This window comes from Embleya scabrispora, from assembly GCF_002024165.1.
In the GTDB taxonomy this organism is placed as follows: domain Bacteria; phylum Actinomycetota; class Actinomycetes; order Streptomycetales; family Streptomycetaceae; genus Embleya; species Embleya scabrispora_A.
This window is the reverse complement of the sequence record NZ_MWQN01000001.1, coordinates 338,238-358,999: the sequence shown is the minus strand read 5'-3', so window position 1 is coordinate 358,999 and position 20,762 is coordinate 338,238. Positions and strand designations below refer to the sequence as shown.

The 20,762-nt window shown below is 72.2% G+C and carries 21 protein-coding genes; 13 read left to right on the top strand and 8 right to left on the bottom strand.

Going from position 1 to position 20,762, the window contains the following annotated elements:
• Nucleotides 1-145: 145 nt before the first annotated feature.
• Together B4N89_RS01705 and lipB are read left to right on the top strand one after the other, a co-directional pair.
• The gene (locus tag B4N89_RS01705) at nucleotides 146-859 is read left to right on the top strand and encodes a class I SAM-dependent methyltransferase (RefSeq protein ID WP_161500587.1); all 714 of its coding nucleotides are present in this window, start codon (nucleotides 146-148) and stop codon (nucleotides 857-859) included.
• Nucleotides 860-875: 16 nt separating this feature from the next.
• Nucleotides 876-1,658, top strand: a complete 783-nt coding sequence (gene lipB, locus B4N89_RS01700; protein ID WP_235618426.1) for a lipoyl(octanoyl) transferase LipB — start codon at nucleotides 876-878, stop codon at nucleotides 1,656-1,658.
• On the opposite strand, the gene B4N89_RS01695 is transcribed toward lipB, so the two are convergent.
• Together B4N89_RS01695 and B4N89_RS01690 are read right to left on the bottom strand one after the other, a co-directional pair.
• Nucleotides 1,636-2,169, bottom strand: a complete 534-nt coding sequence (locus tag B4N89_RS01695; protein WP_078974092.1) for a DinB family protein — start codon at nucleotides 2,167-2,169, stop codon at nucleotides 1,636-1,638. The two genes, lipB and B4N89_RS01695, sit on opposite strands and share 23 nt — an antisense overlap.
• A 131-nt stretch (nucleotides 2,170-2,300) precedes the next feature.
• Complete coding sequence (locus B4N89_RS01690; protein WP_143657800.1) at nucleotides 2,301-2,573, bottom strand: hypothetical protein; 273 nt, start codon at nucleotides 2,571-2,573, stop codon at nucleotides 2,301-2,303.
• 536 nt (nucleotides 2,574-3,109) lie between these two features.
• On the opposite strand from B4N89_RS01690, the gene B4N89_RS01685 reads away from it, so the two are divergent.
• From B4N89_RS01685 to B4N89_RS01670, 4 genes are all read left to right on the top strand, one after another.
• Nucleotides 3,110-3,403 carry a YciI family protein gene (locus tag B4N89_RS01685; RefSeq protein WP_078979043.1) on the top strand — a complete coding sequence of 98 codons (294 nt, stop codon included), beginning with the start codon at nucleotides 3,110-3,112 and terminating at the stop codon, nucleotides 3,401-3,403.
• Nucleotides 3,404-3,669: 266 nt separating this feature from the next.
• Nucleotides 3,670-5,364, top strand: a complete 1,695-nt coding sequence (locus tag B4N89_RS01680; protein WP_101896973.1) for a prenyltransferase/squalene oxidase repeat-containing protein — start codon at nucleotides 3,670-3,672, stop codon at nucleotides 5,362-5,364.
• Nucleotides 5,361-6,410, top strand: a complete 1,050-nt coding sequence (locus tag B4N89_RS01675) for a terpene synthase family protein (protein ID WP_078974090.1) — start codon at nucleotides 5,361-5,363, stop codon at nucleotides 6,408-6,410. Before B4N89_RS01680 ends, B4N89_RS01675 begins: the two co-directional genes overlap by 4 nt.
• 299 nt (nucleotides 6,411-6,709) lie before the next feature.
• A complete protein-coding gene (locus B4N89_RS01670) occupies nucleotides 6,710-8,083 on the top strand; it encodes an acyltransferase (RefSeq protein ID WP_078974089.1) in 1,374 nt (457 codons plus the stop codon).
• Here B4N89_RS01670 and B4N89_RS01665 read toward each other — a convergent pair.
• Entirely contained in the window at nucleotides 8,020-8,460 is a 441-nt protein-coding gene (locus B4N89_RS01665) for a hypothetical protein (RefSeq protein ID WP_078974088.1), read from the bottom strand. The genes B4N89_RS01670 and B4N89_RS01665 overlap by 64 nt on opposite strands.
• A gap of 255 nt (nucleotides 8,461-8,715) precedes the next feature.
• Here B4N89_RS01665 and B4N89_RS01660 point away from each other — a divergent pair, with 255 nt between their 5' ends.
• Nucleotides 8,716-9,885, top strand: coding sequence for a winged helix DNA-binding domain-containing protein (locus B4N89_RS01660; RefSeq protein WP_078974087.1), 1,170 nt, complete (start codon nucleotides 8,716-8,718; stop codon nucleotides 9,883-9,885).
• Nucleotides 9,886-9,931: 46 nt separating this feature from the next.
• Here the strand turns inward: B4N89_RS01660 and B4N89_RS01655 are convergent, their stop codons facing one another.
• On the bottom strand, nucleotides 9,932-10,774 hold the full coding sequence (locus tag B4N89_RS01655) for a helix-turn-helix transcriptional regulator (protein WP_078974086.1): 843 nt from the start codon (nucleotides 10,772-10,774) through the stop codon (nucleotides 9,932-9,934).
• 163 nt (nucleotides 10,775-10,937) lie between these two features.
• On the opposite strand from B4N89_RS01655, the gene B4N89_RS01650 reads away from it, so the two are divergent.
• Nucleotides 10,938-11,705, top strand: coding sequence for an SDR family oxidoreductase (locus B4N89_RS01650; protein WP_078974085.1), 768 nt, complete (start codon nucleotides 10,938-10,940; stop codon nucleotides 11,703-11,705).
• Between the two features lie 246 nt (nucleotides 11,706-11,951).
• The gene (locus B4N89_RS01645; RefSeq protein ID WP_078974084.1) at nucleotides 11,952-12,650 is read left to right on the top strand and encodes a hypothetical protein; all 699 of its coding nucleotides are present in this window, start codon (nucleotides 11,952-11,954) and stop codon (nucleotides 12,648-12,650) included.
• Nucleotides 12,651-12,685: 35 nt separating this feature from the next.
• On the opposite strand, the gene B4N89_RS01640 is transcribed toward B4N89_RS01645, so the two are convergent.
• Nucleotides 12,686-13,822 carry a methyltransferase domain-containing protein gene (locus B4N89_RS01640; protein ID WP_161500586.1) on the bottom strand — a complete coding sequence of 379 codons (1,137 nt, stop codon included), beginning with the start codon at nucleotides 13,820-13,822 and terminating at the stop codon, nucleotides 12,686-12,688.
• Between the two features lie 166 nt (nucleotides 13,823-13,988).
• On the opposite strand from B4N89_RS01640, the gene B4N89_RS01635 reads away from it, so the two are divergent.
• Nucleotides 13,989-14,408 (top strand): SRPBCC family protein, encoded by a 420-nt coding sequence (locus tag B4N89_RS01635; RefSeq protein ID WP_078979042.1) that lies wholly within the window; start codon nucleotides 13,989-13,991, stop codon nucleotides 14,406-14,408.
• 36 nt (nucleotides 14,409-14,444) lie between these two features.
• On the opposite strand, the gene B4N89_RS01630 is transcribed toward B4N89_RS01635, so the two are convergent.
• The gene (locus tag B4N89_RS01630) at nucleotides 14,445-15,800 is read right to left on the bottom strand and encodes an NAD(P)/FAD-dependent oxidoreductase (protein WP_078974082.1); all 1,356 of its coding nucleotides are present in this window, start codon (nucleotides 15,798-15,800) and stop codon (nucleotides 14,445-14,447) included.
• A gap of 179 nt (nucleotides 15,801-15,979) precedes the next feature.
• The gene (locus tag B4N89_RS01625; RefSeq protein ID WP_078974081.1) at nucleotides 15,980-17,275 is read right to left on the bottom strand and encodes an MFS transporter; all 1,296 of its coding nucleotides are present in this window, start codon (nucleotides 17,273-17,275) and stop codon (nucleotides 15,980-15,982) included.
• 254 nt (nucleotides 17,276-17,529) lie between these two features.
• Here B4N89_RS01625 and B4N89_RS01620 point away from each other — a divergent pair, with 254 nt between their 5' ends.
• The 3 genes from B4N89_RS01620 to B4N89_RS01610 all read left to right on the top strand — a co-directional run bounded on the left by B4N89_RS01620 (nucleotide 17,530) and on the right by B4N89_RS01610 (nucleotide 19,817).
• Nucleotides 17,530-18,024: a hypothetical protein gene (locus B4N89_RS01620; protein ID WP_078974080.1), complete on the top strand. Its 495-nt coding sequence runs from the start codon at nucleotides 17,530-17,532 to the stop codon at nucleotides 18,022-18,024.
• Between the two features lie 62 nt (nucleotides 18,025-18,086).
• On the top strand, nucleotides 18,087-19,130 hold the full coding sequence (locus B4N89_RS01615) for a phosphotransferase (RefSeq protein ID WP_078974079.1): 1,044 nt from the start codon (nucleotides 18,087-18,089) through the stop codon (nucleotides 19,128-19,130).
• Between the two features lie 108 nt (nucleotides 19,131-19,238).
• Entirely contained in the window at nucleotides 19,239-19,817 is a 579-nt protein-coding gene (locus B4N89_RS01610; protein ID WP_078974078.1) for a dihydrofolate reductase family protein, read from the top strand.
• A gap of 45 nt (nucleotides 19,818-19,862) precedes the next feature.
• On the opposite strand, the gene B4N89_RS01605 is transcribed toward B4N89_RS01610, so the two are convergent.
• Nucleotides 19,863-20,684, bottom strand: coding sequence for a hypothetical protein (locus B4N89_RS01605; protein WP_078974077.1), 822 nt, complete (start codon nucleotides 20,682-20,684; stop codon nucleotides 19,863-19,865).
• Nucleotides 20,685-20,762: the final 78 nt, after the last annotated feature.

Genomic DNA, 20,762 nt, shown 5'->3' with positions numbered 1-20,762 from the left:
GGCGGGCGGGCGCCCACCGGTCGCGGAGGAACGTCCGCCGGCGCGTCGGTGGTTCGGGGCGCGGATCCGGTCGGCGGTGCGCGATCGGATCGGGGCCCACGGATGGTTCGGAACCCGTACGTGGTTCGGGACACGCAAGCCATTCTTGACCAAGTCAACGAAACTGCTCAAGGCCGACCCCCGGTCGTTCGACGCGTTCGCGGGCGACTACGACCGATATGCCGGATTGTGCGACCCCCTCGGCGAGTGGCTGGCCGATCTCGAACTCGCCGGAGAGCGTGCCCTGGACGCCGGGTGCGGCTCCGGCCGGCACGCGCTCGCCCTGGCCGGCTCCTACACCGAGGTGGTGGCCGCCGATGTCAGCGCGCCGCTGATCGAGGTCGCGCGGGTCCGCCGGCCGCACGAGCGGGTCCGCTACGAAGTCGCCTCGCTGCTGGACGTACACCACACCGAGGGCTTCGACCTGGTCCTGAGCATCGGCACACTGCACCATCTTCCGGACCTGACCGCCGCGCTCACCCATCTCGGGTCGCTGGTCCGACCCGGCGGCGAACTCGTCCTGGTCGACGACGTGGCCACCGAGCCGGCCGCGACGCGCCGGCAGCACGTGCTCTTCGCGGTCCGCGAACTGGCCCGGGACCTGCGCCGGCTGCGCGTCCGGGACGCCTGGTGGCTGTACCGCTTCCGCACCGGCAGGGCCTGGCTGGACCACCTGATGTCCGACCACTACCTCACCCGCGCGCAGTACCGCGCCCGCTACACCGAGGTCTTCCCGGACGCCGACTTCATCGACCTGGCCGACGCGACCGCGATGCGCTGGCGCCGGCGGGCCGACGACCGGCCCGCCCACACCCGGTAACGATCGGAGACCACGGATGTCGATCGATACGGCGGATCGCATGCCGACGTCGCCGCAGGCACACGAGGACGGCGCACCGGTGCGCGTCGACCTGGGTCGACTCGCCTACCCGTTCGCGCAGACCGAGATGGCGCGCTGGGTCGCCGAGCGGCAGCGGGGCGCCGCGCCGGACCGGCTGTTCCTGCTCACCCACCCGCCGGTGATCACCTACGGCGCCCGCACCCCCGCCGCGGACCTGCCGGATTCGGCCTCGCCGATTCCGCTGGTCGAGGTGGACCGGGGCGGACACGCCACCTACCACGGGCCGGGCCAGCTGATCGGCTACCTGGTGGTGAACGTGCGCGCGCTGGGCCCGGGCGACCTGGTGCGCCGGGTGGAGAACGGCCTGCTCGCCGCGCTCGACGCGCTGGGCTTCCCGGCGGTGCGGCGCGAGACCCCGGCGGGTGCGCCGAGCCTGGTCGGGATCTGGACGCCGGACCACCGCAAGATCGCGTCGATCGGCATGCGGATCCGACGGGGCGTCAGCAGCCACGGCTTCGCGCTCAACATCGACCCCGACCTGAGCGCGTTCACCACCTTCACGGCGTGTGCGCTCCCGGACACGACGATGACCTCACTGGCCCGACTCGCCGCCGAGGCCGGTCGCCCCGCCCCGACCGAGGCGGCGGTCCGCGACGCGGTGGCCGACGCCCTGCTCCGCGAACTCACCCGCCGACTCCCCGCGAACCCGTCCACCCCGCGCACGCAGGCGGACAGCCCGCGCGGACAGCGGCCGCTCAATCCGCCCGCACGCCCGTGACGTCCCACAGGTGATGCACCGGGTCGTGGATGAAGTAGCGGGCGAAGGACTCCACCGTGAAGACGGTGCCGTCGCTGCGGTTGCCGGTACGCGACCACTGGTCGTCGGCCACCGCCGCGAACGCGTCGGCCAAGGTGCCGCCCGCCGCCGCGAGATCGGCCGCCACCCGTACGGGGTCCTGCTCGGCGTAGCGCGACTCGACCGCCGTCGCGTCCTGGTCCCAGTTCGCGAAGTCCGGGGCGTCCCGGGTCAACATCAGCCGCAGCCGCTCGTCGAACAGGACGAAGACGTCGCGGACGTGGCACGCGTATTCGAGCGGGGACCATGTGTCCGGATTCGGCCGGCTCCGCAGCTCGTCGCCGCCGGAGACGAGCACTTCGTGCCACGCGGCGGCGTTCGCGCGGGTGAGCGCGGGGATCCGGGCGAGCGGAACGGCCGGGGTGTCCAGGCCGCAGTCGGGACAGGACGTGTCCAGTACCCACGTCCAACTCTTGGTCTCGGGAATGATCATGCGCCGAGGATGGCCCACGCACCCCCGCCCCAACAAGGCGTTTCCCCCGAAGTCCCCGCGCCCGCGACCTCGGCGCACACCGCCGCATCCGGCCCACCGCATCACACCCGCCCCGCGAGTCGATCCCTTTATCAGTCCTTCTTCCGCCCTACATCCGTGACGGCGGATTTCGAGGATGCCTTTTTCTGCTTCTCCTTCTCGGTGGGCAAAAGCGTTTCACCGAGCACCCACACCACGAACCCGAGCACGATCAGGGCGAAGCTCGCCGGCAACTGATAGCCGTGCAAAAAGGCTTGCCGGGCGAGTAGCCCCCAGGCCCGGAACCAACCGACGAAGTGGTGAACGATCCCACCGACGCCCTGGAGGACCAGGAACAATCCGAAAATGTCCAGGAACTTGCGCATGACCGTCACATTATCGACGCCTCCTGATCTTCGAAACGGCCGAGCGGCCAATCCCGATCGACCAAAGTCGAGCCCCGGGCGCCGAGGGCCGCGACCTTCGTCGCGCCGACCGAACCGGAGCCCGGATCCGAGTTCGAGTGCGCCCCCGTCGACCGCCCCGGAAAACACACCCGGGCCCCCGTCGGTACGCCGACGGGGGCCCTCGCGTCAACGGTCGGTGAGACGGGCCGCCTCGCGGCGAAAGGCTCACTGCGGCTCCAGCCGAACGGTAGTCCGCAGTGGCTATGAGTGGGCCCGGGGGCACCGATCTCACCGACCGCCCCCTACAACCCGCGCCCCCCGCCCGGCATTCCCTTCCCCGCGCGGAACTTCCACCCCGCGTCCCGAGTCGGTGCCACCGTGTCGAAACACCCCGGAATGGCCCGCAATATGCCCCTCCTCGCCCCGACATCCCCTCCCGCGTCCGTTCGAATCCCGCGCCACCCTCTTCCGCGGTAGCCCGCACCCGGCCTCTCGCCACGCCCTACGATCGAGCCATGTTCGTGATCACGCTGACCTACGTCGTCCCCGTCGAGGACATCGACGCGCTCATGCCCGGCCACCTCGAATGGCTCGACCGGTACTACGCGGACGGCACCCTGCTCGCCTCCGGGCGCCGCGTCCCGCGCACCGGCGGGGTGATCCTGGCCCGCGCCGACGACCGGGCCGCGCTCGACGCGGTGCTCGCGGAGGACCCGTTCCACAAGGCGGGCGCGGCCGGCTACGACGTTGTCGAATTCGCACCCTCCCGGACCGCTCCCGGGCTCGAGGGACTGCTCCCGGCCACCTGAAGTGCCGTCAATACCCGTTCATTTCCAGCACATTTGATGGCGATTACTCACCAATTCAGACAACAAACGAGTACAGGCTTCCGCATTCACACCTTCGGGTGATTTCGTGTTGGGAACACACCCGGACCGGGCGATGGGGGGCGCTCATCCGCCGGGGCGTGCATTCCGCGCCGAGTACCCCGATCGCGTCACCCCAACCCCCGCTCGGCGCCCTACCGACACAACGGCACAGCTTGCGACAGGACGTATGGGGGAGGCGCTGACCGATGCGCGTGCGAGATACCCGGATGCCGGGCTGGCCTGCGGACATGTTCGTGCCGGAGCTCCCCGTGGCCACCGCGCGGCTGCGTCGCAGGGTCGCGGAGTCGGTGCAACCCGACGGGGCGGTGCGCAGCCCGTGCCGCAGCCGCGTGCTCGAATCGGCGCTGCTGCTGCGCCTGCTGGAGCGCACCGGGATCGAATCCGACCACCACCGCCGGGTCGCCCGGTTCCTCGCCGATCGCCTCGATCGCGCCGAACCGCTCGATCGGCTGCTCGCGACGATCGCTTTACGCCACCCCGACGACGTTGCCGAACACGATACGGGCGTCCTGCTCGACCGTTTCCTGCAGCAGGCGCCGGCGTTCCTGAACGCGCGCAAGCGGGTCCTGCTCGAAACGGTGCTGGCTCTGCTCGGGCCGCCCCGGCGCGCGCTCCGGCGTCCGTTCGATCCGAGCGCGTTCGACACCGGGAACCTGCACCCGTGGGCACACGTACAGACCATCGCGCTCAAGGTCGCGTCGGCCGATCTGACCGGTCACGGCGACAAGATCGACGCGTCCGAGGTGGGCATGCTGGTGGACACCCAGCAGGCGTCGGGGGTCTGGGAGGGCAATCTGCTCGTGCACCTCCTGGTGCTGCACGCGCTGGTCGGTCGGCCGCACCTGGACGGTGTGCTGGTCAACGGCGTGGCCAAGGCGCTGGCCCACCAACGAGTGGACGGCGGGGTGCCGTTCGTGACCGACACGGACACCTGGTGCGCGGTCACCGCGGGCGTCGCGCTGGACGCGTCGGGCGCCCCGATGGAGGTCCGCCGCCGCATCGGCGACCACCTCGCGGCCCGCCAAGGGATGGACGGCGGCTGGTCGTACACCGACGCCGCGGCGCTCGCCGACGTCGACGACACCTCGGTGGCGATCGAGTTCCTGCACGCCACCGACCCGCTGCGCTACCGGCGCACGATCGACTGCGGCCTACGCGCCCTGTGGTCCTACCAGGGTGCCGACGGCGGGTTCCCCACGTACATCGCGGGTGCGCCCTCGGAGGCGTGCATGACCGCGGCCGCGGTCAACGCGCTGAGCGTACGCGCGCCCCGGCACGTGCAACGCATCACCGCCGCACGCCGATTCCTGGCCTCCGCGCAGCACGTCGACGGCACCTTCGACCCGGACTGGAGCCGCAGCCGCTACCACGCGATCTTCCGCGCCCTGCTCGCCACCGACGCGTGCGGCCCCGACGCCTACCGGGCCACCGTCAAGCGGGCACTGACCGCGGTGCGCGAGGGGCAGAACCGCGACGGCGGCTGGGGCCAACAACCCGGCGACCCCAGCGACGCGATCAGCACCGCGTACGCGCTGATGGCGCTGTGCCGCCAGGGCGACCCCCGCCCCGCGGCGCGTGGCCTCGAGTATCTGCTGAGCGCACAACGCGCCGACGGCGGGATCGACTCGGTGCCGGACATGCTGGGCACCCGGCCGTTCCTGTACGTGATCCCCAGCCTGGCCGATCACTTCACCCTGCTCGCCCTCGGCCACCTGGGCAATCGGCTGGCCGCCCGGACGCGCCGCCCGAGCGGCCCGCGGGCCCCCGGCGCGCGGTCGGCGTACCCCTCAGCCCTGCGTGCCCCCGCGCCCGGTTCCACCGGATCGCGCGGTGGGGGCAGGAACACCCCGACGCAGTCCGGCGAAAGGAGCCCGGCGTGAGCACACCGACCGTCGTCGACCTCCCGATCAGCTTCCACCTGCCGAAGCTCGCGAACCTGTTGCCGATGACGTTCCATCCGGAAACGGACCGGCTGATGCGCGAGTCCCGCTGGTGGGCCCACCGCCACCTCGGCTTCGCATACGCGGGCGACGCCGCCCGGATCGACAAGAACGTGGACGGAACACTGCTGGTGTCGTTGTCCGTTCCGCACGCCGACTACGAACTCGCGTTGACCACCGCCAAGGTGATGAACTATCTGATCGGCATCGAGAACAGCCTCGTGGACAAGGCGGGCCTGGGCGGCAGTTCGTTCGCGACCCGCAACGTCTTCGGCCGCTTCATGGCCGACCTGCTCGGCTGGGGGGACGGCTCGACCCCCCTGCGCGAGGACTTCTCCTGGTTGCGCGAGCGCATGCCGCCCGCGCGTTGGATCCGATTCGTCTCCTACATGGAGGACTTCGCACACGGGTTCACCACCGAGTTGGAGAACTGGCGCGACGCCGGGATATCCGACTACGACACGTACATGGACGACCGCCGGCACAGCCTGGGAGTGCGCTGGTTGTTCGGCTTTGCCGAGGAGGGCGTGCCCGGCGTGGCGCTGTCCCAGGAGGCGTTCCGGACCGCCGACATGGTGGCCATCCACGACACCGCGATCGACGGCTACACGCTGATCAACGACCTGGTCTCCTATCGCAAGGAACTGGTCATGGACGACCGGGTGAACCTGGTCTACTACCTCGGCGAGGCCGAAGGGCTCGATCTCGAAGGGGCGATGAACAAGATCTGCGGCCTGATCGACGCCACCGAACGCAAGTTCCTCGACCTGCGCGACCGGATCATGGCCGGCCCGCACGGCGGGGAGCCGGGGATGCGCGCGTATCTCGACGAGGTCGGGCACGTGATGACGTCCAACCTGTGGTGGGCCACCGTCAGCAAGCGCTACGAACCCGGCGGCCTGGGCTGGGACGGCTCCACCGCCGGCACCATGACCTTCCACCGGGACCGGGCCGTGTTCGTCCCGGATCCGACCCCGGGCGGTTGACCGGAGACGGCCCGAACGCATCGCCGAGTATCCCGGCGCGCCGCGGATCGTCCTCGCGGCGCGTCGGCGGCTTTGCCCGAACCTGACGCAAAGTCAAGGCCGCCCTCGGACGGCTTTAATCATTCACTCATGAAGCACGTCCATGCTGCCTACATGGACTTTCCGCGTAGTGGCACCCCGCGTCCTGCGGTTCGATCCGGCTCGCACCCGGTGGGGAGGGCGCGACCGCCGGTCGCGCCCCGGGGCAAACGTCGGGCAGGCGGTGAGCGGATGGGCGTGGTCGGGGCGGGTGTCCGGTGATGTCGGTCTCCTTCGGCACCTTCGACAAGCGCACCCGACCCGCCCGGCCGACGTGCGTCCCGGACCACCCGACCCCGGACCACCCGACCCCGGACCGCCCGACTCCGGACGCGCGGCCGGCAGCCGACCCGGCCGGCCCGACCGAGGCCCCCGCGACCGGCCGCCGACCCCACCTGCACCGGGTCGACCTGATCCGCGACATCGCCTTCCTGTGCGTGATCGTGGTGCATGTCATCGGCGTGACCTACCCGTTCCCCGGCGAGGGCCCCGCCTTCACCCAACTGGTCCTGCACGCGACCCGCGCGGTGTTCTTCTTCGTCAGCACCTTTGTGCTCTTCCACAGCGCGTACCACCGGCCGCTGCGCGTGGGCGCCTTCCTCCGCCGGCGGTTCAAGCTGCTCGGCGTGCCGTATCTGCTGTGGTCCACCGCCTACTGGGCGCTGGGCGACCACGCGCGGATCCGCGACGACCTGCCCGGCGCGCTGGGCGATCTGCGCGGCGGCATCGTCTGGGGCGGGTCCTGGTACCACCTGTACTTCCTGCTCGTCTCGCTCCAGATCGCGGTGCTGTTCCCGCTCCTCCTCAAGCTGGTCCGCGTCACCGCCGGCCGGCACCTGCCGCTGCTCGTGGTCGCCGCCGCGGTGCAACTCGCGGCGCTGGTGGTGCTGTTCCATCCCACGCCGCTGAGCGGTCCGCTGGAGTGGTACCGGACGCACGGCGGGATGATGCTGCCGACCTACGGGTTCTTCGTCCTGTCCGGCGCGCTGGCCGCGGTGCACCCGGACGCCTTCCACGCGTGGATCGTCGGGCACACCCGGACGGTCTGGGCCGGCACGCTCGGCATGCTCGCCCTGACCTGGCTGTGGTACCGGCACACCGTCGCCGGCGGCCGGGACACCGCGACCGCGTCGATGGCCACCCAGCCGGTGAGCCTGCTGTGGGGCCCGGTCGCGGTGATCGCGCTGTACGCCCTGGCCACCCGCTGGGAACGGGCCCGCCGACCCGTGCCCGGCCGTCGGGCCGCCGCGCTGGGGGCGCAACTGGCCTTCGGCGTCTACCTCGCGCACCCGATGATCCTGCGACTGCTGGAACTGAGCGGATTCGCCGCCGCGTTGCCGTGGTCGCCGGCGGTGGACACCATCGTGCTCGTGGCGGTGGTCGCCACCGGGTCGGCCGGGTTCGCCTGGCTGGTCGCGCGAACCCCGGTCGCCCCCTGGGTGATCGGCCGCGAGCGTATGCGCGGTGGCCGGCCGGCATCGGTGACCATACGGCGGTCGACACCGGCCGGCCCACACCGGCGCCCCGACGGTCAGCACATGGGCAGCAGGTCCTTCACCGACCCCGTGGTCTCCAACCACGCCTCGGGCGCGTAACCCGCGCCCTGGCTCGTGGTCACCAGCACCCACTGGTCGCTCTTGCCACCGCGCCAGCCGTAGACGGTGGCCACGCCCTTGGCCCGGCAGGTCGCGGTCAGTTGGGTGCCGGCGGTCACCTCGGTGACGGTCTTGCCCTTGCCCGGCCTCTCGCGTATTTCCAGCCCGATCGCCTGGCGCGCGATCACCGCCATCTTCACCGTCGAGGTGGGCGAGGGCACGGCAGTCCCGCTCGCCGACGGGTTCGCCGACCCGGACGCGCCGGGCGACACGGTGCTCGACGCGTTCTTCTTCTTGTCGTTCTTGTCGTCGCCGCCGCTGGAGACCACCCACCACACCAGGATCACGATCACCCCGACGATCACCGCCCCGATCACCAGACCGTTCCCGGATTTCGGTGGGGGCGGACCTCCCGCGCTCGATGCCCGACGGGCGAGCGTCAGACGACGCCAATCGAATCGGGACGACCCCGCAGACGGCATGGTGACTCCTTCACACGGACGTGCGGTGATACCGGAAAAACTCGACGCCTGATTCTTTCGTGTCCCGACCCCGTCACGGTAAGGCGATCGGGAATCGCCGCGCCGTACGATTCCCGGCCACATGTCATGCCGGACCCCTATGGTCGGCGCATGACCTCTGCGTTGCCACGGATCACCGACGACCAGCGACGAGCGCGTTTGGGCACTCGGCACCGACTGGCGGCCGGCGCGCGCGCCGCGCACGCGGAGGACGCGGTCCGGTCCGTGCTCCTGCTGCACGCCACCGACCCGGCGACGGTGTACGTGTCCACCTGTGCGCGCCTGGCCGAACCGTCCGTCGCCGAGGTCCGGCGGGCGTTGTACACCGACCGCAGCCTGGTGCGGATGCCCGGCATGCGGCGCACCGTCTATGTGGTCCCGCGCGAACTCGTCCACGTGGTCCAGCGCTCCAGCACCGACGCGGTCGCGGTCACACAGCGCCGGGTGCTGCTGCAATTCCTCGCGTCCGGCGGCTACGACGAGGCGTGGCTGGAGCGGGTCGAGGCGGACACGGTGGCCGCGCTGGCCGAGGCGGGAGAGGCCACGGCGATCGAAATGGGCGCGCGCGTACCGCTGTTGCGCACCCAGATCCGGGTCGCGGTGGGCAAGCCGTACGAGGCGAACCAGGGGGTGTCCACGCGGTTGTTGTTCACCCTCTCCTGCGAGGGCCGGATCGTCCGGGCCGAGCCGCAGGGATCGTGGCTCTCCAGCCGCTTCCGCTACACGACCATGCCGCCGCTGCCCGAGATCGGAAAAACCGAGGCGAAGGCCGAGTTGGTGCGCGGCTGGCTGGCCGTGTTCGGGCCCGGCACGGCCGACGACCTCAAATGGTGGACGGGTTGGACGGCCGCCGACGTACGGCATGCCCTGGCCGCGGTCCGAGCCGTCGAGGTGGGGCTCGACGACGGCACGACCGGCTGGGTGCTGCCCGGCGACGAGGAGCCCGAACCGGCCCCGGAGCCCTGGGCGGCCCTGCTGCCCGCACTCGACTCCACCCCCATGGGCTGGAAGGCCCGCGACTGGTACATCACCCCCGCCCTGCGCGAGCACCTGTTCGACCGCATGGGCAACATCGGCCCGACCGTCTGGTGGAACGGCCGCGTGGTGGGCGGCTGGTCCACCCGCCCCGACGGCGACCTCGCCTGGCGTGCCCTGGTCGACCTCGACCCGGAGGCGACCAAGGCGATCGAGGCGGAAGTGGCCCGGCACGCCTCGTGGTTGGAGGGCACCCACATCACCCCGAGGTTCCGCGTCCCGCTGGATCGCGCATTGAGCGCGTAGGTCGCGCCGAGGCGGGCGGGGCCGGGGCCGGGGCCGGGGCCGGCGGTCAGACCCGCCCGAGCGCCGCGCCGGCCTTCGCGTGGACCGGCTCGGCGCGCGGCCCGGTGGTGTAGACGACGAGCAGCAGATCCGGATCCCCGGGCAGGGACAACGTCTCGTAGGTGATGTCCACGGGGTCGCCGCCGGCGGGGCGCAGGCGCTTGGTGCCGTGCGTCTTCTCGGCCACCTGATGGGCGTCCCACAGTGGGCGGAAACGCGGGTTGCCGGCGGACAACTCCTCGACGAAGGCGGCCATTCGGGTGTCCCCGGGATGCCGCGCGGCGTCCAGCCGCAGATACCCGACGGTGTCGGCGGCGACCTCCTCCCACTCGGGGTAGAAGGTGTGCGCGTCGGGGGCCAGGAACGCGTGCCGCGCCATGTTGCGCGCGTGCGGTGCCATCGCGCTCAACCCCATCAACGCGTCGGCGAGCGCGTTCCACGCCACCACGTCCATGCAGCGGCCCAGTACGAACGTCGGCGCGTCGATCCGGTCCAGGAGCACCTGTACGCCCGGCCGCGCGGTCGAGGGCGCGGGCCGGCGCACGCTCACCCGGGTCGGCCGGGCCAGATCCCACATGTGCGCGTACTCGGTCGGATCCAGCCGCAGCACCCGCCCGATCGCGTCCAGCACGGCGTCCGAGACGTGCTGTCCGCGGCCCTGTTCCAGGCGCACGTAGTAGTCCACGCTCACACCGGCGAGCTGCGCCACCTCCTCGCGCCGCAGGCCCGCGACCCGGCGCTTGCGGCCGAACACGGGCAGGCCGACCTCCTCGGGCCCGACCCGGGCGCGGCAGGCACGCAGAAACCCGCCCAGCTGCTCGAAGGACGTGTCGGTGGACGTGGCGTTCATGATCGGACTCTACTGCCGGGCCCTCGGCCGACGCGGCGACCGGGCGCGAAGGTGGTACGGCCGGACCCAGGTAAACGAGTGCTCTGGGTGTGCGTGCGGGCCGGCGGCACAGTGGTCCGAGTCAGCAGGTCACGCAGTACGGATCAACCCGGGAGACCCCCTCATGAACCACACCGCACTCACCGGCCGCACCGCCGTCGTCACCGGGGCCGCCAGCGGCATCGGCGCCGAGACCGCCCGGCGGCTCGCCGCGAACGGCGCGCGGGTCGCCCTGCTCGCCCGCCGAGCGGACCGGTTGAAGGACCTCGCCGCCGAGATCGAGGCCGGCGGCGGTACGGCGCTCGCCGTCGCGGTCGACGTCACCGACCAGGACTCGGTGGACGCCGGCGCGGCCCGGATCCGGGCCGAGCTGGGCCGCGTCGACCTGGTCGTCAACGCGGCCGGGGTGATGTTGCCCAACCCGCTCGACGACGGCCGGATCGACGAATGGACCCGGATGATCGACACCAACGTCACCGGCGCGCTGCGGATCATCCGGGCGTTCACCGCCGACCTGGTCGCCGCGGCGGCCGCCGGCGGCACCGCGGACCTGGTCGACGTGTCCTCGATCGGCGCGCACGTGACCTTCCCGAACTACGCCGTCTACGGCGCGACCAAGGCCGCGCTCACCCACCTGTCGGCGTCCCTGCGCAGCGAACTGGGCCCGCGCGACGTCCGGGTCACCAACATCGAGCCCGGACTGACCGACACCGAACTCGGCTCGCACATCGACAACGCCGCCCTGGGCGAGGCCGGCCAACTCGGCACCATGTTCGACACGATCGGCGCCCTGTCCCCGACCGACGTGGCCGACCTGATCGTCTACACCACCTCCCGCCCCCGCCACGTCAACCTGCGCCACCTGGTCATCCTCCCCACCCACCAGGCCTGACCCACCGGCCCCCACGCCCCACCCGCCTCGCGGGCAACACCACGGCCACGCCGCCCGGCCACCGGCCGCCGCCACGCCGCCGCCCGCCGCGCGCCGCCCACCCCGTAGGCCGGCCGTCACCCGTCGCGTCCCCTGTACAGGGCCGATGGCCGACAGGCGGGGGCGTGCGGGTGATGTTGCGTCGAGGGGCGGGTGTTGACTATGACTTGTCAGGGCCGGTCGGCACCCCCTTGCTAGGAGTTTTTCGTGGCGTTGTTTCGTCGCCAGTCGCGCAGCCAGCAGAACACCGCCTGGGGACAGGATGTGCGCGGTGTCCTGATGAGCACGCCGCCGGAGCGGATCAGGCAGAATCTGCGGCTGATGATCGGCCGCCCCGGCCCGCACCTCGATGCGCGGAGCGTGGTGTGGCCGCTGGGTGTGCGCGGCGAGATCGTCGCCGTGGCGTGCGTGAAGGGACCGGACGACACCGCGGTCACGATCGAGACGCCGATGCTGCAGCAGTGGGGGATGGCCCTCGAGGACGTGTGGCTCCAGGCCGCGACCAACCTGCGCATGGAGGGCTTCGGCGGCACGCCGATGGAGATCTCCCCGGGCGCCACGCTGCACTCGCTGCTCGGCCAGAGCTGGCCCGGCTCGTCGCAACTGTTCCGCCTCGGCGAGGCGATCGGCGACCCGCTGCGCGCCGGCGCCCTGGTGTGCGCGCCGGTGGACAACTGTCTGCTCGCGCTGCCGCTCAACTCGCAGCGCACGGTGGGCATGGCCGGATTCGTACTGAAGACCGCCCAGGCCCTGACCCGGGACCAACAGCCCCTGTCCGCCGGGATGTTCTGGTGGCACGAGGGCATCCTGGAAGAACTCGAGGTCGAGTGGAAGGGCCCCGAACACGCGAGCCTGACCGGATCCGCCCGCTTCGGCCAGGTCGTTCGCGCGCTTCCGCAGCAGTAGCCGCGCACATCGCCCGTGCCGCCCGGCGCGCGGGCCTACACCTCGGTCAGCCGATAGTGGTACCGCTCCCGCTCCACCGTCCACGACCGCCCGTCCGGGTGCGGTGCGGGCGGGAAGGCGGTACCCGCCGGAACCGCCTCGATCCGCAGTCGCTCGGCGTCCACCACCGGCGCGCCCGCCACCCCGTAGTACAACTCGACCGCCGCGTCCCGATCGCCGTAGACCAGAATGCGATCGCGCACCAACACGGCCAGCGCCGGCCGATCCGGGTCGAACAGCCCCCACGTCGTGCCGTCACCCGGATGCCCCAGGAACAACACCGAGCGCGGCTCCGCCAGCGCGAACCCGGTCAGCCGCGAGTCCACCGGGCCGAGCACCGGACCCGCGTCCACCGCGCCGTGATCGATCAGGTCGCGCAACACGTCCAACGCGGCCGGCGGCAGATCCTCGCCGATCACCGCGAGATCGCCGGTCAGCGCGTGGGTGCGCCCCGGCCCGGCGTGCGGTCCGCGCAACTGCAGGAATCCGCAGCGCGCGACCGACACGCTGGTCAGCACCGCACCCTCGGTCCGCTCCCAGGCGACCGCCAACTCCAACCCGGGCCGCAACCACATCGGCGCGACCAGCACCCCGCCCGGGGCCAACTGCTCCACCCACGCCGGTGGCAGATCCGGCACACCCACCGTGGCCTCGATCCGGTCGAACGGCGCCCGGTCCGCGACGCCGGCCCAGCCGTCCCCGGCCCGCACGTCCACATGCGTGCCGAGCCCGGCCAACCGCCGCGCCGCCGCGCTCGCCAACTCGGCGGACACCTCGACGCTGACCACCTCGCCCGTCGCCCCGACCAGATGCGCCAGCAGCGCCGCGTTGTAGCCGCTGCCCGTGCCGATCTCCAGCACCCGCATCCCGGGCCGCACGGCCAGCTGTTCGAGCATCAGCGCGATCATCGCCGGCTGGCTGACCGTACTGTCCGGCAACCCGCGCGCGTCGATGGACAACACCACCACCCGGTCCTCGTACGCACGCGCCGACGAGGTGCCGCCGGGCATGAACACCTCGCGCGGCACCTCGGCCATCGCACTCGCGACCGCCTCGGTGCGGACACTCCCGCCCAGCCGCAATCGCTCCACCAGCGCGTTGCGCAGCCGGGCCGCCGTGCGCTCGTCGTTCATGGCCCCCGTGTACCCACCTCGGCACCCCTCGGCACCCCGCACGGTGCCCGGTCCGCTCGATGCGCGCCCCCTTCGAAGCCACACGCCTCCCTCTTGTCCCACCTCCCCCTCGTGGGGACCATGGGCCGACGGTGACCGGCGCGTTCGCCGGCGGAATGGGGACACGGTGACGTACCACGAGAGCATTCGCATCGAGGCGACGGCCGAGCGGATCTGGGAGATCCTGACGGACGTCGAGCGCTGGCCCACTTGGACCGCGTCCATGAGCGAGGTGCGCCGGCTGGACCGGGAGCCGTTCGGCGTCGGCAGCCGGGTCCGGGTCAAGCAGCCCCGGCTGCCCACCACGCAATGGGTGGTCACCGAATGCGAACCGGGACGATCGTTCACCTGGACGTCGCGCGGCGGCGGGGTGACGTCCCTCGCCGACCACCGCATCCGGGTCGACGAGGGCGTCACGGTGGAGCTGATCCTGCGCCAGAGCGGCCTGCTCACTCCGCTGATCGGCCTGGTCGCGGGCAATCTGACCCGGCGCTATCTGCGGATGGAGGCGGAGGGTCTGAAGGAGCGGGCCGAACGCGACACCTGACCGGGGCCGCGGCGGGCGCCGCCTGCCGCGCCCCGCCTACGGGTGCGCGGCGCGGGAGCCGGTGCGGGCGGTGATCTCGTCGCCGGACAGATACGCGTCGGTCTTCTCCAGATTGCCCATCCGGCCGTCCTGGTCCGACATGAAGCCGAGCCGGACCAGGTCGTCGCCGGCGAAGGCGTGCTGGATCCAGTTGGACAACACCCGGGTGCGGGCCCGGATCGACGGCACCGTCAGCAGGTGGTAGCCGCGCGTGATGGCCTGGGCGGGCAGGCCGCGCATCTCGTAACCGAGCGGGCGGGCCACCGCCTGGGTGCCCCCGAGGTCGACGACCAGGCCCAGGTCCTTGTGCCGGAACGGGCTCAGCGGTTGGCCGCGCAGCGCGGCCACCACGTTGGCGGCGGCGACCTTCGCCTGGCGGTGCGCGTACTGCGCGGTGGGCGGGCAGATCGCGCCGTCGCCCTTGGCCAGGTCCGGTACCGCCGCGGCGTCGCCGAGCGCGAACACGTCGGGATGCCCGGGTACGGCCAGATCGGCGGCGACCGCCAACCGGCCGCGCACCAACTCGGTGCCCAGCGTGCCGACCAGCGGGCTCGCGGTGACGCCCGCCGTCCAGACCAGGGTGCGGCACGGCAACTTCTCGCCGGTGGTCAGGGTGACCGAGTCCTCGGTGATCTCCTGCACGCTGACCCCGAGCCGTACGTCCACGCCGCGCTTGGCCAGCATCTGCAAGGTGGCCTTGCCCAGGTTCTCGCCGAGTTCGGGCAGCAGGCGCGGCGCGATGTCGACGATCATCCAGCGCACCTGCGCCGGGTCCAGGCGCGGGAAGTGCCGCAGCGCCTTGGTGGTCAACATCTCCAGGCACGCGGCGGTCTCCACGCCCGCGTAGCCGCCGCCGACCACGATGAACTGGCAGCGCGAGGCGCGCTCGGCCGGATCGGTGCTGGAGTTGGCGATCTCCAACTGGGCGATCACGTGGTCGCGCAGGTACACCGCCTCGGCCAGGTTCTTCATTCCGTGGCCGTAGGTGGTCAGGCCGGGGATGTCGAAGGTGCGGGTGACGCTGCCCGGGGCCAGGACCAGCTTGTCGTAGTGCTCGTTGCCGATGTCGCCGGAGATCTTGCGCACCACGCAGACCTTCGCGGCCAGGTCCACGCCGATCACGCCACCGGGGAGCACGTGCGTGCGGTCGAACATCCGGTGCAGCGGCACCGCCGTCGTGCGCGAGGACAACACCCCGGCCGCGACCTGCGGCAGCAGCGGGCGGTACACCATGTAGTCCATCGGACTGACCAGCACCAGCTCGGCCTCGCGGGGACCGAGGGACCGTTCCAACCTGCGCACCGTCTCGAACCCCGCGAACCCTGCTCCGACGACCACCACCCGCTGCACCATGGCTGCCCCTTCCGGGAAGGCCCGGGCAGGAAACCCGCGACCATTTGGCACATTTTGTCCAAACATATGGCCGAGCGGGGGAGGCCACGAGCGGGACGGGCCATCCGGGGGCGGAACAGCGGCGGGTGCGCGAGAGCGCCGGCGGGCGCCGGCGGGTGTGGCCTCGGGCGGATGCGGGCTCAGGCGGTTCGGCGGCGACCGCGACCGAGCGCGAAGCCGGCCGCGACACACAGGACCGGGGCGGTGAGCAGGCCCGCGACCAGGTTGAGGCCGCCGTAGCCGGCCATGCCCAGGACCGATCCGGAGACCGCGCCGCCCGCCGCGCCGGCCAGGTTCATCAGCAGGTCCGACACTCCCTGCACGCCGGGCCGCTCACCCGCCGGCACCGACTCGGCGAGCAGCGCCGAGCCGGCGACCAGGCAGCACGACCAGCCGAGGCCGAGCAGGACCAGGCCGACCATGGTGCGCCACGTGGAGTGGCCCGAGGTACCGGCCGTGAACACCGCGAGCAGCAGCACGAGCTGGCCGCCCAGGATCACCGGGATCCGGCCGAACCGGTCGGCCGCCCAGCCGACCACGGGGGACAGCGCGTACATCCCCGCGATGTGCAGACTGATGGTCAGCCCGACCAGGGTCAACGCGGTGCCGTGGTCCTTCATGTGTACGGGTGTCATCGCCATCACCGACACCATCACCACGTGTCCGAACGCCACAGTCGCCAGGCCGAGCAGCGCGCGCGGCGCCCGGCGGATCACCGCGAACGCCCCGCGCAGGCCGGCCCGGGGCGGCACCCGGTCGCCCAGGTCGGCGCGCGCGACGAGCAGCGGGTCCGGGCGCAGCGCCACCCACAGGATGATCCCGGCACCGGCGAACGAGGCGATCGAGAACAGGAACGGACCGGCCAACTCCGGCAGGCCGAGGGCGCGGCCGACCACGGCGCCCGGCTCGTTCAGGTTGGGGCCCAGGACCGCGCCGACGGTGGTCGACCAGACCACGACCGACAGTGCCCGCGCCCGGCCGGCGTCGTCGGCGAGGTCGGTCGCGGCGTAGCGCGACTGGAGGTTGGCGGCGGTCCCGGCGCCGAACACGAGCAGCGCGGCGATCAGCAGCGGGAACCACCCGAGCACCGCCGCCAGGATCACCCCGCCGGCCGCGATCGCCGCGACCGCCCAGCCGGCGGTGAGCGCGAAGCGACGTCCGTACCGGGTCGCGGCGCGCGACATCGGCAGCGCGAACAACGCCGCGCCCAGGGTGATCGCGGTGGTGGCCACGCCGGACCAACTCTTGGACCCGGACAGGTCCTCGGCCAGCAGTCCGCCGACGGTCAGCGCCGAACCCATGCCCACGCCGCCGACGACCTGCGCGGCGATCAGGGTACGAACGGTCCGCCGTTGCAGATCCGAGCGGTCGACTCGCGCGGGGTCGGCGGACTCGGGGCCGGCCGACTCGGGTATGGCCGGGTCCAGGGCGGTCATGCCGGATTCACCACCAGATCGGAGAGCGGACGAGGTGCACGGACCCACAGCGTGCCGCACGAGCCCGGCCCGCCCCGGGCAGGGCGCTCGCGAACCGGTTCGGGCGGGGTGTATACCGCTGCGGAGGAAGATCATCGCACCGGCGCTCCCGCGTGGGTATGGGCGGCGACCGAGCGGTCGGACGGGCCCGGGTGTGCGGGATCCGGGAGTCGGGTACGGGCAGGCGCCGCGCATCGGATACGGATCGGCTGAGGATGACACTGGACGACGAGCACGCCTGGGCGCTGTTGCGTGCCCTGGACGACCCGGACCACCTGACCGCCCCGGCGGACTACGACCCCGACGCCGCGCGCGAGCGGTTCGACCGGCTCGTGGCGCGTCTGGACGCGGACTTCGATTGCCGGTGTCCGGTCGAGGGCGAGGCGGGGGCGGCGAGTCGGCACGGGGCGATCGTGGTGCCCGCGGCGGCGCTGTCCGGCACCGGGCGGATCACCCTGGTGGTGAGCAACTTCGGCGACCTGGCGGTGATCGGGGTCGACGCGCCGGACGACCACCCCGTCGGCGCGGCGCCCGCGTACGTGGCGCCGGAGGAGACGGAACGGGTCGCCGCCGCGCTCGACGACCTCGGCTACACCGTCGTGCCGGAGGACCTGCTGCGGACCACGTACGACGGGGCGAGCCGGCTCGCCGACCACTACACGGTCGAGGACGCGCCGACCTGGTGGATCCGGTTCTTCGACTACCCGTGAGGGCGCCGGCCCCTCGGTCGGGTCGGGTGAGGTGGGGTGTTGCCTGGGTAAGGGTGTGACTCATGAGATTCAGGGTGCCGATCGGTGACGAATTGCGGGCGAGCCTGGGTGCGCCGAAGCGGGTGAAGTTGTTGGACAGCAGCCCGCGTTCGCGGGTGTGGCGGGTGGAGTTCGGCGGCGAGCGGGCGATCGTCAAGCGGATCACCGACGGAGGCGACAACCGGGACGGCGCGTCGGAGCGCTTCGCCCGTGAGGTGGCCGGGTTGCGGTTGGCCGAGCGGGGGCCGCTGGGACCTCGGGTACTGGCCGCCGATCCCGACGCGTGCGTGATGGTGCTGGAGTATCTGGACGATCTCGGGCCCACCGACGACTGGTTGCCCGGCTACGCGGAGTCGTTGGCCCGGCTGCATGCGCTCACCGGGCCGGAGGACGCGGACGCGCTGCCGGCCTGGCGGGCGCCGACCGCCGCCGACGCCGAGTCGTTCCTGCGGTTGGCCGCGACCTTGGAGGTACCGATCCCGGCGGGCGTGGCCGCCGAGTTGGCCGCCCTGCTGACCCGGCTCGACCCGGCCGGCTCGTACGCGCTGTTGCACGGCGATCCGTGTCCGGGCAACGACCTGCGGACCGGCGACGGGGTGCGGTTCGTCGACTTCGAGCAGGCCGCCCTGGGCGACGGGTTGATCGAATTGGCCTATCTGCGGATCGGATTCCCCACCTGTTGGTGTGCGATGTCGCTGCCCGGACCGCAGTCGGCCGAGGCGGAGGCGGTCTACGCGGCGACCTGGCGGGCGCAGACCGGCCGCGACCTCGACCCGCGGGCGTCCGTCGCCGATGCCTGCGCGGGCTGGCTGATCCGGGGCGACGCGCTGGTCGAGCGGGCGCACCGGGACAGCGTGGACCACCTGGACCGGGTGCCGGTGCAGGACTTCGAGTGGGGCTACATCTCGGCCCGTGAGCGGCTGGTGCACCGGCTCGGCGTGGTCGCCGACACCGCGACCGAGCCGTTGCACGAACTGGGGCTTTTGGCACGGGAGTTGCGCGGACGTCTGCTGGCGTCCTGGCCGGGACTGCGTCCGCTGCCGGGGCCGGACTCACGCCCCTGGTGAGAGAACTTTCCCGGCTCGAGGGTTGCACCACTACAGGTGAAGTACTATAACTGTAGTCATCTTGCTGAGCCGTCGCCCGGCTCGGAACGCACCATGGAAAGAGACCGCATGCGAAAGCTCACCTACTTCATCGGCGCCACCATCGACGGCTTCATCGCCGACCGGGACGGCGGCTACGACTTCTTCCCGGTCGGGGAGGATGTGGTGGCACACCTGGTCGCCGAATATCCGGAGACGTTGCCGACGCACCTCGCTCCGCACATGGGGGTCGGCCCGGACACGGAGTTCCGGCACTTCGACACGGTCGTGATGGGTCGGGCCACCTACGAGCCGGGCATGCGGGAGGGCTTCGCCAACCCGTACGGCCATCTCCGGAGCTATGTGGTCACCGAGACGATCACCGAAAGCCCCGACCCCGCGGTGACCCTGATCGCCGGCGACCCGATCGCCAAGGTGCGCGAGTTGAAGGCCGAACCGGGCGGCAAGGGCATCTGGCTGGCCGGCGGGGGGCGTCTGGCGGGCAGCCTGATCGACGAGATCGACGAGTTGGTGATCAAGACCTACCCGGTCCTGATCGGCAGTGGAATCCCCATGATGTCGGGTGTGTTCGGGGCACACGCGTTCACCCACACGGGTGGGACGGTGCTTGCCGGAGGGACGTCGGTGGCGACGTACCGTCGCACGTGACGGTGGAGGCGGCCGGGCGCGGTTCGATCCTCGGGCGGACGGGAGCTACGTGAGCGGGAGTTCGAAGTCCACCACGCGGTGCGCGATGCGCAGGCCGGCGAGGGGCAGGGCCAGGCGGACCGCGCCCTCGGTGTCGCCGTCGAATTCGAACACGGCCAACTCGCGGACGTCGGGCCGCTCCCGGCGCAGCAGGTCCACCAGCGCGGCCACCAGTGCGCCGAGGATGTCGGGGGCGACGCCGGGGGCGGTGATCGCCTCGCCGGCGTTGAGATAGGCCAGGTCGTCGGCGACGTCGACGGTGAGTTCGGCGCCCTCGCCGATCAGCCCCACGAGCGGCGGCGAGAGGGTGCGGACGCGGATCGCGGGCAGGCCGCCCGGGGCCCACCAGCCGCGCGGGTCCACGGTCCAGATCCGGGCGATCTCGCCGGTGGCGCGGGCTCCGAGGGCGCGGGCGGCGTCGCCTTCCGGGCCGGTGTCGGTACCGCTCCAGTGCAGCATGGACGCGCCGCCGGCGCGGGCCCGCTCGGCGGCTCGCCGGTACATCGACACGAATGCGGCCCGCTCCTCGGTGGTGACGCCGGGATTCGCGCCGTAGGAGCCGTGGACCAGGCGGCGGGCGAGCCGGTCCGCGCGCTCGCCCTGGGCGGTGACACCCGCCTCGCCGTTCCCGTACAGGCTCACCCAGCCGAGCAGCCGCCCGTCGCGGCGGGCGCGGACCGTGCCGATGCGGTGGCCGGGATCGGCGGGGGTGGCGGCATCGGCGGACGCCGTCGGGGCCGGGAGGCCGACGGCGGCGTACACCTCGGTCGCGGCCCGCAGGTCGGCGCGCGGGTCACTGTCCCATTCAAGGGAAATGTCGTGCTTCATGGCCCCATCGTCCCTCGGCCGACGCGGGCGTACCGGTTTCGACAGGCCGGGGACGGCGCGGCTGCGCGGTCCGGGGTT

Coding starts and splice junctions, on each gene's coding strand:
- B4N89_RS01615 (WP_078974079.1), top strand. CDS start 18,087: ATGAGATTCAGGGTGCCGATCGGTGACGAATTGCGGGCGAGCCTGGGT.
- B4N89_RS01610 (WP_078974078.1), top strand. CDS start 19,239: ATGCGAAAGCTCACCTACTTCATCGGCGCCACCATCGACGGCTTCATC.
- B4N89_RS01630 (WP_078974082.1), bottom strand. CDS start 15,800: ATGGTGCAGCGGGTGGTGGTCGTCGGAGCAGGGTTCGCGGGGTTCGAG.
- B4N89_RS01685 (WP_078979043.1), top strand. CDS start 3,110: ATGTTCGTGATCACGCTGACCTACGTCGTCCCCGTCGAGGACATCGAC.
- B4N89_RS01670 (WP_078974089.1), top strand. CDS start 6,710: ATGTCGGTCTCCTTCGGCACCTTCGACAAGCGCACCCGACCCGCCCGG.
- B4N89_RS01655 (WP_078974086.1), bottom strand. CDS start 10,774: ATGAACGCCACGTCCACCGACACGTCCTTCGAGCAGCTGGGCGGGTTT.
- B4N89_RS01695 (WP_078974092.1), bottom strand. CDS start 2,169: ATGATCATTCCCGAGACCAAGAGTTGGACGTGGGTACTGGACACGTCC.
- B4N89_RS01625 (WP_078974081.1), bottom strand. CDS start 17,275: ATGACCGCCCTGGACCCGGCCATACCCGAGTCGGCCGGCCCCGAGTCC.
- B4N89_RS01605 (WP_078974077.1), bottom strand. CDS start 20,684: ATGAAGCACGACATTTCCCTTGAATGGGACAGTGACCCGCGCGCCGAC.
- B4N89_RS01650 (WP_078974085.1), top strand. CDS start 10,938: ATGAACCACACCGCACTCACCGGCCGCACCGCCGTCGTCACCGGGGCC.
- lipB (WP_235618426.1), top strand. CDS start 876: ATGTCGATCGATACGGCGGATCGCATGCCGACGTCGCCGCAGGCACAC.
- B4N89_RS01640 (WP_161500586.1), bottom strand. CDS start 13,822: ATGAACGACGAGCGCACGGCGGCCCGGCTGCGCAACGCGCTGGTGGAG.
- B4N89_RS01680 (WP_101896973.1), top strand. CDS start 3,670: ATGCGCGTGCGAGATACCCGGATGCCGGGCTGGCCTGCGGACATGTTC.
- B4N89_RS01620 (WP_078974080.1), top strand. CDS start 17,530: ATGACACTGGACGACGAGCACGCCTGGGCGCTGTTGCGTGCCCTGGAC.
- B4N89_RS01690 (WP_143657800.1), bottom strand. CDS start 2,573: ATGCGCAAGTTCCTGGACATTTTCGGATTGTTCCTGGTCCTCCAGGGC.
- B4N89_RS01660 (WP_078974087.1), top strand. CDS start 8,716: ATGACCTCTGCGTTGCCACGGATCACCGACGACCAGCGACGAGCGCGT.